Genomic DNA, 12,850 nt, shown 5'->3' with positions numbered 1-12,850 from the left:
GCTCACCTCTTCCCATCCCGAACAGAGTAGTTAAGCCCGCCTGCGCAGATGGTACTGCAGTTATGTGGGAGAGTATGTCGTCGCCTTTCTTTTAAGAATCCTCATCATTTATTTGATGGGGATTTTTTGTTTTGCATCACTTTGTGTTTTTTAACCGCAAAGTGCGCTAAGGATTCTTACCGTTGTGTTTGCTGTTGTCTTTTCTAAGTTCGCAAAGCTGTGTGCTATAACTTTTGCGGGCTTTGCGTAAATCCTTGCGTTCTTTGCGGTTAAATACTTAGTTGCAGTATCAGATTTTTTTTAAAATAATAAAAGTGCGCTAAGGTTTTTTTTCCTGTGTGTTTGCTGTTGTCTTTATTAAGGCCGCACAGCTGTGTATTATAACTTTTGCGGGCTTTGCGTAAATCCTTGCGTTCTTTGCGGTTAAATATTTAGTTGCAGTATCAGATTTTTTTTAAAATAATAAAAGTGCGCTACGGTTTTTTTTCCTGTGTGTTTGCTGTTGTCTTTATTAAGGCCGCAAAGCTGTGTGTTATAACTTTTGCGGGCTTTGCGTAAATCCTTGCGTTCTTTGCGGTTAAATACTTAGTTGCAGTATCAGATTTCTTCTGAAAATAGAACTATGCGATACTCTGGATTGGAATTTGGTCCCGAAGCTTCGGGATAAAAGTTGGAATTTCTTATGAAAACTGTACTTCTGGTTTACCGTAAACTGCGTTAGGGATGGGAGCGGCATCCTTTTGCGATACCCAAAACCTCCATCTAAACTCAAAACTACAATCGCAAAAGATATAGCGGACAGCCCGGCCCGGAGGGGAACGCCATGCATTCATCTGAAAAAACTTCTCTGAGGTATTCGGATGTTAAATTTTAATATATTTGCCGTATTATTACTATTGGCCAAAACTTCAATAAATACAAAAAATGAAAAATATTTTTCGTACAGAGCATTGTCATGAATTTGATAATAGAATTAATTAGCTTTCATAGGAATCAAAAGCAATTTGGGGTAAAGTGATTGTTGTGAAGATATTGGCCGTCTGTAACGTTGCTTACGAAATGGCTTAGATTATCTATTCAATCAATTTGGTGAATAATTTTTAATTTTAAACATTTGATTATGAAAAGTTTAGTTGTTTTGTGTTTTTTATTTTTTGGACTATGTTCAAATGCGCAGAAACAAGATGTTCAGAAAACGATAGAATACTTTTTTGAAGGATTTCATCAAAAAGATACATCTAAAATAAAGTCGGTCTGTGCTGAAAATATGATTCTTCAGTCGATAAGTGAAAGTGTAAGCAAGGGTAATAAGTTATCTGACGAAGCAGCAAAAGAATTTTACAAATCGATTGCTTCAATACCGTCAAGTATGAAATTTCATGAGAAAATTTTAAGTTATATTATTCAAATTGATGGAACCATGGCTCATGTTTGGGCACCGTATGAATTTTATTTAAATAATAAATTAAGTCATTCGGGCGTGAATACTTTTACTTTATTTAAGGAAAAGGATTCCTGGAAAATTATTTATCTTATTGATACTAGAAGAAAGTAATATTTTCTATGCTACATGAGTTGCATAATAAAGACAAATATCCGCTAGCTCACATTCCTCACATTTTGGTTTTGGTCTGCAAATTTCTCGCCCATGAAATGAAATTGCCATTCCAATTTCGGGCCAAATTGATTTAGGCAGCACTTGCATGAGTTCTTTTTCGACCTTGATTCCGTCTTTACTTTCTTTTATTATTCCAATTCGGGGAGCTACTCTAATGACGTGAAGATCAGCTATAATGCCTTCTGCGGGCTGATGAGTTTCTCTTAAAATAACATTGGCAGATTTTCTGCCAATTCCTTTTAGATTCGTTAGCTCCTTCATGTTTAAAGGAATATTTTTGTCATCTTCGAGTGTTTTTGCAATTTCTAAAATCCATTGCGTTTTGGTTGGGTAATTTCGAACTTTACTGATATAAGGCATTAAAGCTTCAGAATCTGTCAGCGACAAACTTTTCAGAGTGGGAAATTTCTCGAATAAAGATGGTGCAATTTTGTTAATATTGGCATCTGAATCTTGTGCAGATAAAATTACCATGATCATCAATTGATATGTATTTTGATATTCAAGAGGATGTTTCTTTCCTTTATATTTTTCAAGAATGGGTTGTAGTTTCGCTTCCCAATCTGATGTTTCTCCAAATAAATTCATTTTATATTTCTTTAGATTTAAATAAAAAGTATATAACTATGACAAAATTAGCTACTTTTAATGAAACTGATGATTTTATTTATGACATTTTGATTTCCAAGAATCTTTCTGTGTCCTAAACCATCAGTTAAAAATAGTAATCCTTTTTCTAAATTTTTATGAATATGAATTCCTGCTTTTACGGGAACTTCAGGGTCGTCATTATCGTGTATTACTAAAACTGGAATTTTTATTTCTTGAGCCGCTCTGTAGCCTGAAAAACTGTCCATTTTTATTCCATATTTATTTTCAAAACGGTCGCGCAGATTATTACTAATTTCTGGTTTTAGTCCTAATTTTGAAATAAATTCATCCAAAATATCCTGAACAATATCACCACTTCCGATTATAATAGCTTTATTGACTTTTAAACCATCTTTAATAGCATTCAAAACTGACATTCCTCCCAAAGAATGACCAATTGCAATTTCAAACGGACCAAATTGTTTTTCAATTTCTAATATAGAGTGAATGAATTCAGACATTATAGTTGTTTTTCCTTGTGATTTTCCATGTGCCGGTGCATCAAAACTTACAGTAGAAAAGCCAATTTTTAAAAGTTCGTCAGCAATTTTGTACAATTGTGTTCCTCTTCCTGACCATCCATGAACTAATAAAATCTTGCGGTCGCTTTTTCCATATTCATAAGTAACAATGTTTTTATCAATAGATTCAATATATATGGTCTTTTGGCTACTTTTAGAATCCATCTCAAGCTCTCGTTTGGGAACTTTATGTTTTATTGGAGTTGTAAATAGTTTTGCTGCATACGATGTTACTAATTTGGTAGAAATAAAGGCGCATAATTTAGCAGATAAAATTATAAACTGCGGAATTTTTAATGATTTAGTAGGATTAGTTTCCTTTTTTGCCATATTAATAAATTTTTTATGAGAGCCAAATGTTGCTTATTTTTTCCTAAATTTAGGAAACATAAATGTAGTACAATAAATAGATGTTTATAAATTTCTAAAATGGAAATATTTCATATCAGTGCAGAGTGTTATCCAATGGCAAAAGTTGGTGGTTTAGCCGATGTCGTTGGCGCATTACCAAAATATCAGACAAATGCCGGTCATCAGGTTCGAGTTGTCGTTCCTTGTTATGACACAAAGTTTAAAAAAGAAAATGATTTTGAATGCGTTCATTGGGGAAATATTAAGCTGGGGAATTTTGATTTTCCTTTTAGTGTTTTAAAAGAAACTACAAATAAATTAGGCTATGAATTATATCTCATAGAAATAAAGGAATTATTTGACAGGTCAAATGTGTACGGATATGAAGATGATATTGAACGCTTTATTTCATTTCAGATCGCTACTTTGGATTGGATTTTAGCTCGACAAACTGTTCCGGATGTTATTAATTGCCACGATCATCATACTGGTTTAATTCCCTTCTTGTTGAAGTATGGTTATAAATATGAGAGTTTGCAAAGCATTCGAACTGTAATTACAATTCATAACGGGTTATATCAGGGCTGGTTTGGTTTTGATAAATTGCATTATTTACCGGAATTTGATTTGATTCATGTTGGATTTTTAGAATGGAATAATTCTCTAAATTCTTTAGCAGTTGGAATTAAATGTGCACATGCTGTTACAACTGTTTCTCCTAGTTATCTGAATGAAATAAATATTTCGGCAAATGGTTTAGAGGATTTATTTAAATCTGTTAGAAGTAAATCAAAAGGCATCTTAAACGGTATTGATTTTGAAGTTTGGGATCCGCTTAAAGATCAAATGATTGAAGCGAATTATTCTGTTGAAACTTTTGAGGTAGGTAAACAAAAAAATAAAGAGAAATTGTGTGAGCAATTCGAATTAGATCCTTCAAAACCGTTATTTAGTTTTATAGGGCGTTTATTCGATGAAAAAGGTGGTGATTTGCTTCCTCAGGCATGTGCTTTAGCGTTATCTGAAAATTTTGAAAATATCAATATTTTAATTTTAGGATCTGGAAATTCGATAATTGAAGAACAGCTGGTTCAATTGCGAACTGATTATAATGGAAATTACAACGTTTTTATTGGCTATCATGAAGAATTGGCTCATTTAATTTATGCTGGTTCAGATTATATTTTAATGCCTTCAAGAGTTGAACCTTGCGGACTAAATCAGATGTATGCATTACGATATGGAACAGTTCCTATAGTTCGAAGAACTGGTGGTTTACGAGATACTGTAATTGATTTTGGAGATAATGGAAACGGAATTTGTCATGATCAGGCTTCTGTAGGAGATATATGTTATTCAATAAATCGTGCGGTAAAATTGTACGATGACAAAATAAATTTCAATAAAATTATAAAAAGAGGAATGACAACTGATCATTCCTGGGAGAGAGTTTGCCAAGAATACATCGAGATATACAACCTAATAATTGAGAAAAATGAAATTTAAAAAGAAAAATGTAGTTGCTATTATTTTAGGAGGAGGACAAGGATCGCGTTTGTTTCCATTGACAGAAACACGATCAAAACCTGCAGTACCAATTGGTGGAAAGTACCGATTAGTAGATATTCCTATTTCAAATTGTATCAATTCTGATATTTTTAAAATATTTGTTTTGACACAGTTTAATTCGGCATCATTAAATGCGCATATCAAAAACACTTTTAATTTTAGTATTTTCAGCCAGTCATTTGTTGATATTTTGGCAGCCGAACAAACGCCTGATAATCCAACATGGTTTCAGGGGACTGCAGATGCTGTTCGACAGTGTATGTCACATTTTCTTAAACATGAATTTGACCACGCCTTAATTTTATCAGGCGATCAGTTGTATCAAATGGATTTTAATGAAATGTTAGAAGCTCATATTGCTGCAGATGCTGAAATTTCGATAGCTACTTTACCGGTAAATGCAAAAGATGCACCTGAATTCGGAATTCTTAAAACCAATCATGAAAGTTGTATTGAAGCTTTTATAGAAAAACCGGATGCTTCACTTTTGCCTGAATGGGAATCTGACGTGAGTGAACAAATGCAGGAAAAAGGAAAAAAATATTTAGCCTCAATGGGAATTTATATTTTTAACCGACAATTATTAGAAGATTTAATGGCCGATCCGCACACGAAAGATTTTGGAAAAGAAATCATTCCGCAAGCAGTAGGCAAACATAAAATTTTAAGTTATCAATATGAAGGATATTGGACAGATATCGGAAATATTGAATCATTTTTTGAAGCAAATATTGGTCTTACTGCTGATATTCCGGAATTTAATCTGTTCGATAACGATAATAAAATATTCACAAGACCAAGATTACTTCCTCCATCAAAATTTAGAAATTCAATAATCAATCAATCTTTGATTTCTGAAGGATGTATTATCAATGCTAAAGAAATTAAGAGGTCAGTTATTGGAATCCGTTCCAGAATTGGAGAAGGAACCGTGCTTGAAAATTGCTATGTGATGGGTAACGATTTTTATCAGGATTTAGATGAATTAAACCATGAAGCAAGTGTTAGTAAAATTCATATTGGAATTGGTGAAAACTGTTTTATACAAAATGCATTAGTTGATAAAAATGTACGCATTGGAAATAACGTGCATATTAGCGGAGGGAAACATTTAGATAATTTCACAAATGAATTGTACAGTATAAAAGACGGTATTGTTGTCATTAAAAAAGGTGCCATTTTATCAGATAATTTTAGAATTGAGTAAAAACAAAATTAATTATTGCCTTAAAATCGAAATATGAACAAAGTAATCACGCATTCTCTATTTACTGATTTTGATATTGATTTATTCAAAGCAGGAAAACACTTCAAATTATATGAAAAGTTAGGAGCGCATTTAGTTGAAGTTAATGGAGTAAAAGGTGTTTATTTTGCTGTGTGGGCTCCAACAGCCCAAGGTGTTTCGGTTGTAGGTGATTTTAATTATTGGACAGGAAATGAACATCAATTACAAGTTCGCTGGGATTCTTCAGGAATTTGGGAGGGCTTTATTCCTGAGATTACAAAAGGAGCTTTATACAAGTACAAAATTCAGTCTAATATTAATGGAATTGTAACAGAGAAAGCTGATCCATTCGCGTTATATTGCGAAAAACCACCACATACTGCATCTGTAGTCTGGGATTTAGATTATAAATGGAAGGATGAAAACTGGATGCAATCGCGCGAAAATCATAATGGTTTAGATAAACCCTATTCTGTTTATGAAGTGCATTTGGGATCCTGGAAACGAGGAGATCACAATCGATTTTTGACGTACTTAGAATTGGCGGATGATTTGGTTGCTTATGTAAAAGAAATTGGATTTACGCACGTAGAATTTATGCCAATTATGGAATATCCTTATGATCCCTCGTGGGGATATCAGCTCACAGGATATTTTGCACCAACTTCCCGTTTTGGAAAACCGCAAGACTTCATGGTTTTAGTTGATAAATTACATCAAGCTGGGATTGGAGTTATTCTGGATTGGGTTCCTTCCCATTTTCCAGATGATGCACACGGTTTGGGTTTCTTCGATGGATCGCACTTATATGAACATCCGGATCGCCGAAAAGGATATCATCCGGACTGGAAAAGTCTTGTTTTTAATTACGGCCGCAATGAAGTTCGGGCTTTCCTAATCAGTAACGCCGTTTTTTGGTTGCAACATTATCATGCCGATGGTTTGAGAGTTGATGCTGTTGCATCGATGTTATATCTTGATTATTCAAGAGAAGAAGGTGAGTGGGAGCCGAATATATATGGAGGAAGGGAAAATTTGGACACCATAAGTTTTCTTAAAGAATTCAATGAAGTAATCTATGCTAATTTTAATGGAGTTCAAACAATTGCAGAAGAAAGTACTTCGTTTCCGATGGTATCAAGACCAACGTTTACAGGTGGTTTGGGCTTTGGAATGAAATGGATGATGGGCTGGATGCACGATACGTTAAAATACTTCCAAAAAGACGCAATTTATCGAAAATATCACCAGAACGATTTGACTTTTTCAATGACTTATGCTTTTACCGAAAATTTCATGCTGCCATTTTCTCATGACGAAGTGGTTTACGGTAAAAAATCTATTGCTAATAAAATGCCGGGTGATGAATGGCATAAATTTGCTAATTTAAGGTTGCTGTACGGCTATATGTTTACGCATCCGGGAACCAAATTGTTGTTCATGGGTTCTGAATTTGGGCAAAGTGATGAATGGAATTTCGAAAAAAGTTTAGATTGGCATTTGCTACAATACGACTACCATTTAGGAGTAAAAAGATTAATTACAGATTTGAACCTGCTCTATAAAAACAGACCTGCATTGTATGAAAAACAATTCACAGGGGAAGGATTTGAATGGATTAATTATTCGGATCATCAAAATGCGATTTTATCGTACATTCGAAAAGGAAATAATGAAAAAGAAAATTTGATAATTGTAGGCAATTTTACGCCCGTTGTTCGTGAAAAGTACAGAATTGGAATTTCGCAAAAAGGTAAATTAATTGAAATTTTCAATACTGATGCATCAATTTACGGAGGAAGCGGTATCGGAAATTCCGGTCCTTTAAATATTGAATCTTCACCTTACGATGGCAGGGATTATTCTGTAGAATTAACATTACCTCCATTGAGTGTAACTGTTTATTCGTTTACTTAAAATTTCGATATTAATTTTAGCAATACCAATTTGTCATTTTTTGGTTCATAAATTATCAAATTGCTGATTTTGGGAGATGTTAATTGGTACTCATTCAGAAAAAACGTTTTCGTGAATAAACCTCATATTCATAGGGCTTTACGTAGTTTTTTTGTATGTTTGAAATAGCGATATAGTTAGATTAATTAATTCATTAGCGATATGATTACAAATACATCATTAGAATATAAAGGAGATTTATATCCATCAAAGATTGTTGCGCACGAACATGAAGGTGATTCTATTTTATTTCATACCGATAATAAAGTAATCTTAAAAGTCACTATTCTCAGAGATAGCCTAATCCGATTTCGATTTACTACCAAAGGCTATTTTAGTAACGACTTTTCATACGCTATTGATAAAACACAGCTTCACGGTTATAATTTTCTGGAACTAACAGAAGAAGAAACTTATTTCCTGATAAGAACCAGCAAAGTAAAATGTAAAATTCAAAAAGCAGATCTTCGTTTATCTATTTATGATTTAAGTGATCTTTTAATTCTCGAAGATGAACTTGGTTTTCATTGGGAGGAAAGCTATGAATATGGTGGGAATATTGTTAAAATGAGTAAATCTTCTAAAGACGGAGAGTGTTTTTACGGCCTTGGTGACAAAGCCACTCAGATGAATTTAAAAGGTAAAAGACTTGAGAATTTTGCTACTGATCAATATGCTTTTCAAAAAGAACAAGATCCATTATATAAAGTAGTCCCTTTTTATATTGGTTTGCATAATAAACAATCGTACGGTATTTTCTTTGATAATACTTTTAGAACTTTCTTTGATTTTTGTCAGGAAAGAAGAAATGTTGCCAGTTTTTGGGCTGAAGGAGGCGAAATGAATTACTATTTCATTTACGGCCCACAAATGCAGGATGTTGTCACCACATATACAGATTTAACTGGTAAACCAGAATTACCGCCGCTTTGGGTTTTGGGATACCATCAATGTAAATGGAGTTACTATCCTGAAAGTAAAGTAAAAGAAATTACCTCAAAATTCAGAGAACTTAAAATTCCGTGTGATGCCATTTATTTGGATATAGATTATATGGAGGGCTTTCGATGTTTTACATGGAGTAAAGATTATTTTCCAGATCCGAAAAGAATGGTGGCAGAATTAGCTGAAGATGGCTTTAAAACCATCGTTATTATCGACCCGGGAATAAAAATTGATAAAGATTATTGGGTTTACCAAGAAGCTTTAGAAAAAGATTATTTCTGCAAAAGAGCGGATGGTCCTTATATGAAGGGAAAAGTTTGGCCGGGAGAATGTAATTTTCCAGATTATACAAACCCCGTAGTTAGAGAATGGTGGGCTGGATTATTTAAAGAATTAATTTCAGATATTGGTGTAAAAGGAGTTTGGAATGATATGAACGAACCAGCTGTTATGGAAGTTCCAAATAAAACTTTCCCGATGGATGTTCGTCACGTTTATGATGGAAATCCGTGTAGTCATAGAAAAGCACATAACATTTACGGTACACAAATGGCGAGAGCCACGTATCATGGTGTAAAACGTTTTGCCTATCCTAAACGTCCATTTGTAATAACCAGATCTGCTTATTCCGGTGCACAACGTTATACTTCATCATGGACAGGTGATAACGTAGCAACATGGGAACATTTATGGATTGCTAATATTCAGGTTCAGAGAATGTGTATTTCAGGAATGGGATTTACAGGATCTGATATAGGAGGTTTTGCAGAACAGCCAACAGGGGAATTATATGCACGTTGGATTCAGTTAGGGGTTTTTCACCCATTTTGCAGAACGCATTCCTCTGGAGATCACGGAAATCAGGAACCTTGGGCATTTGATGAAGAAGTCATCGATATAACGAGAAAATTTGTGAGTCTCCGTTATCAATTATTACCTTATTTATATACCATGTTCTGGCAGTATATTGAAGAAGGTATTCCGATGCTAAAACCTTTAGTTTATTATGATCAGGAAGATATTCAAACTCATTATCGTAATGACGAATTTATTTTCGGAAATCAAATTTTAGTCTGTCCAATTCTTGAACCTAATGCTGTAGGCAGACGTATGTATATTCCACGGGGAGAATGGTATAACTATTGGACGAATGAATTTGCATTGGGAGGAAAAGAAGTTTGGGTTGATACCAAATTTGACGAAATCCCAGTTTTTGTGAAAGCAGGAGCAATTATTCCGAAGTACCCTGTGCAACAGTATGTTGGTGAAATTGAATTTGATGAATTAATACTTGATTTGTACTTCAAAATTGGAAAAGAACAATCATTTGTATATGAAGATGCTCAAGATGGTTATGATTATAAAAAAGGCCGTTATAGTTATTTATCTTTCAGAACAATTGGGAAAGAGAAAGAGCTTATCATTCAGTTGCATAAAGAAGGAAAATATGATACACCGTACAGTAAATATAAAATCAATTTGATTGGTTTGCCTTTTAATGTTACTGAACTTGAAATTGACAATGAAAAAGTAGCATTTGATAAAGTTGCTTTTGATTCAAATCATTTTTTACTTATTGATAAAGGTTTTAATGAACTTCATATCATTGGTGAATAATAATTATGATATGTTTTAATTTAATTATGTAAAAAAACAGATTTTAAAATTTGTATTTTTACTCTGTATTTAAAATTAAATCATGATGAAAAAGAACTTACATATAGCAGTTATTGCAGCAATTTTAGTTTGTGGATGTGCCACAAATCCAATTACAGGAAAACAAAGTTTGAATTTTGTTTCAAATAGTGAACTATTTCCAACTTCGTTTCAACAATATAATGCATTTATAGCTGAAAATAAAGTAATTACTGGTACAGCCGAAGCAAGACAAGTTGATGTTGTAGGTGGTAAAATTAGAGCTGCAGCCGAAAAATATTTAAATTATTTAGGACAGACACAATATCTGAAAGATTATCGTTGGGAATATAAATTGGTTGACAATAAAGAAATTAACGCATGGTGTTTACCGGGAGGTAAAATCGTGGTTTATTCAGGAATTCTGCCTGTTACTCAAAATGAAGCAGGACTAGCGACTGTTATGGGACATGAAGTTTCTCATGCATTAGCAAATCACGGAGCCCAAAGAATGAGTGCTGCACAGCTTCAGCAAATTGGAGGCGTTGCTTTAGATGCCGCGACCAGCAATAAATCAGCAGAAACAAGATCGCTATTTTCTCAAGCTTATGGAATTGGTACCGAAGTGGGGGTTATGCTGCCTTTTAGCAGAAGTAATGAAAGCGAAGCGGATAAAATCGGATTGACATTAATGGCAATTGCAGGTTATAATCCAGATGATGCTATTACTTTTTGGAGTAGAATGTCAGCTAAAGGTGGTGCGTCAGGAACTCCGGAATTTATGAGTACTCACCCATCAGATGCAACCAGAATTGCCAATTTAAAATCGTTAGTTCCTCAGGCAAAAGAAACTGCTCTTAAAGTTGGACTTATAAGATAAATATAAAGATTTTGACAAATCACAAAAGCTATTCTTTTTGAATAGCTTTTTTTATTTAGTGTGGTAACTGTTTTATAATTTAATAATACAGGATTTAGGTAAAATTTATTTGATTATCATAAAAATTAGATAAATTCGTAGCGTATTAACAAAACCATTTCTATGAAAAACCTACAAAAAGGAGATAAGAAATTATTAAATGCCTGGGCATTTTATGATTGGGCAAATTCAGTTTACACACTTACGATTGCTTCGGCAGTATTCCCAATATTTTATGAAGCCTTATTTTCAGAACGCGATCATTACATAGATGTTTTTGGTTTGCATCTAAAAAATTCTGCTTTAATTAGTTTTACAACTGCTTTTGCCTTTTTAGTAGTTTCTTTTATTTCTCCATTATTATCTGGAATTGCAGATTATGTGGGAAATAAAAAATCATTCATGAAATTTTTCTGTTACTTAGGATCTCTATCATGTATGGGATTATATTGGTTTGATCTCGATAATATTTACATCGGATTAGCTTTCTATTTCTTAGGATTAATTGGTTATTGGGGAAGTTTGGTTTTTTATAATTCATATTTGCCGGATATTGCTTTTGAAGACCAGCAAGATAAAATTAGTGCCAAAGGATATTCGCTGGGCTACATTGGAAGTGTAATTTTATTAATCATTAATTTGGCAATGATAATGAAACCAAAACTTTTTGGAATTACCGGAACCGATGGTGAAGCCGCAATGAAAGCTATGCGATATTCCTTTATAATGGTAGGAGTTTGGTGGATTTTATTCAGCCAATATACTTATTACTTTTTACCAAAAGGAAGTAAAGAAAATGGACAAAAATTAACAAATGATGTAATATTTAATGGTTTTAAAGAATTGAAGAAAGTTTGGGCTTTATTACAGGAAAATATTCCGTTAAAAAGATATTTAGGAGGTTTTTTTGTTTCAAGTATGGCTGTACAAACTGTAATGTTGGTAGCGACTTACTTTGGTGCACAGGAAATTCAATGGTCATCAAAAGAAGAAGGTACAATTGGTTTGATTATCTGCATTTTGATTATACAACTGGTAGCTGTTGTTGGTGCGGTATTAACTTCCAGAGCGTCAGCTAAATTTGGTAACATTCCAACCTTAATCGTAATCAATATTATTTGGGCAGTATTTTGTGCATTGGCATTTTTTATAATATTGCCGATTCACTTTTATGTAATGGCAACGGTTGCCGGATTTGTAATGGGCGGAATTCAGGCTTTGTCACGTTCAACCTATTCAAAATTATTGCCTGAAACTGAAGATACGGCTTCGTTTTTTAGTTTTTATGATGTTGCCGAAAAAATCGGAATTGTAATTGGTATGTGTGTTTACGGAATAATTGATCAAATAACAGGAAGTCCTCGTGCAGCAATTGTAATTTTAGGAGTATTCTTTGTGACTGCAATTTTTCTTTTGAGAAGAGTAAATAAAAAAGGCGCTATAAATTAATTAAGCGC

The 12,850-nt window shown here is 33.4% G+C and carries 9 protein-coding genes and 1 rRNA gene; 8 read left to right on the top strand and 2 right to left on the bottom strand.

Annotated features, from left to right (window positions below; genetic code table 11):
- Together rrf and J2X17_RS12240 are read left to right on the top strand one after the other, a co-directional pair.
- Positions 1–89: ribosomal RNA gene (rrf, locus tag J2X17_RS12245) — 5S ribosomal RNA — on the top strand; the annotation flags it as partial.
- 1,031 nt (positions 90–1,120) lie between these two features.
- On the top strand, positions 1,121–1,555 hold the full coding sequence (locus J2X17_RS12240) for a nuclear transport factor 2 family protein (protein ID WP_310298293.1): 435 nt from the start codon (positions 1,121–1,123) through the stop codon (positions 1,553–1,555).
- 6 nt (positions 1,556–1,561) lie between these two features.
- Here J2X17_RS12240 and J2X17_RS12235 read toward each other — a convergent pair whose 3' ends face one another.
- A complete protein-coding gene (locus J2X17_RS12235; RefSeq protein WP_310298292.1) occupies positions 1,562–2,206 on the bottom strand; it encodes an endonuclease III domain-containing protein in 645 nt (214 codons plus the stop codon).
- A 47-nt stretch (positions 2,207–2,253) separates the two neighbouring features.
- The gene (locus J2X17_RS12230; protein ID WP_310298289.1) at positions 2,254–3,120 is read right to left on the bottom strand and encodes an alpha/beta fold hydrolase; all 867 of its coding nucleotides are present in this window, start codon (positions 3,118–3,120) and stop codon (positions 2,254–2,256) included.
- A gap of 99 nt (positions 3,121–3,219) precedes the next feature.
- Here J2X17_RS12230 and J2X17_RS12225 point away from each other — a divergent pair, with 99 nt between their 5' ends.
- The 6 genes from J2X17_RS12225 (at position 3,220) to J2X17_RS12200 (ending at position 12,842) form a co-directional block, all read left to right on the top strand.
- Positions 3,220–4,647, top strand: a complete 1,428-nt coding sequence (locus J2X17_RS12225; RefSeq protein WP_310298287.1) for a glycogen synthase — start codon at positions 3,220–3,222, stop codon at positions 4,645–4,647.
- Complete coding sequence (locus J2X17_RS12220; RefSeq protein WP_310298285.1) at positions 4,637–5,917, top strand: glucose-1-phosphate adenylyltransferase; 1,281 nt, start codon at positions 4,637–4,639, stop codon at positions 5,915–5,917. The genes J2X17_RS12225 and J2X17_RS12220 overlap by 11 nt, the downstream gene beginning before the upstream one ends.
- A 33-nt stretch (positions 5,918–5,950) precedes the next feature.
- Positions 5,951–7,855, top strand: a complete 1,905-nt coding sequence (gene glgB, locus J2X17_RS12215) for a 1,4-alpha-glucan branching protein GlgB (RefSeq protein ID WP_310298282.1) — start codon at positions 5,951–5,953, stop codon at positions 7,853–7,855.
- A gap of 201 nt (positions 7,856–8,056) precedes the next feature.
- Positions 8,057–10,456, top strand: a complete 2,400-nt coding sequence (locus J2X17_RS12210) for a glycoside hydrolase family 31 protein (RefSeq protein ID WP_310298278.1) — start codon at positions 8,057–8,059, stop codon at positions 10,454–10,456.
- Between the two features lie 85 nt (positions 10,457–10,541).
- The gene (locus tag J2X17_RS12205; RefSeq protein WP_310298275.1) at positions 10,542–11,354 is read left to right on the top strand and encodes a M48 family metallopeptidase; all 813 of its coding nucleotides are present in this window, start codon (positions 10,542–10,544) and stop codon (positions 11,352–11,354) included.
- Positions 11,355–11,516: 162 nt separating this feature from the next.
- On the top strand, positions 11,517–12,842 hold the full coding sequence (locus tag J2X17_RS12200) for an MFS transporter (protein WP_310298273.1): 1,326 nt from the start codon (positions 11,517–11,519) through the stop codon (positions 12,840–12,842).
- Positions 12,843–12,850: the final 8 nt, after the last annotated feature.

The sequence above is a fragment of the Flavobacterium aquidurense genome, assembly GCF_031458035.1.
Taxonomy (GTDB): Bacteria; Bacteroidota; Bacteroidia; order Flavobacteriales; family Flavobacteriaceae; genus Flavobacterium; species Flavobacterium aquidurense_C.
This window is presented reverse-complemented; position numbering and strand designations above follow the sequence as displayed.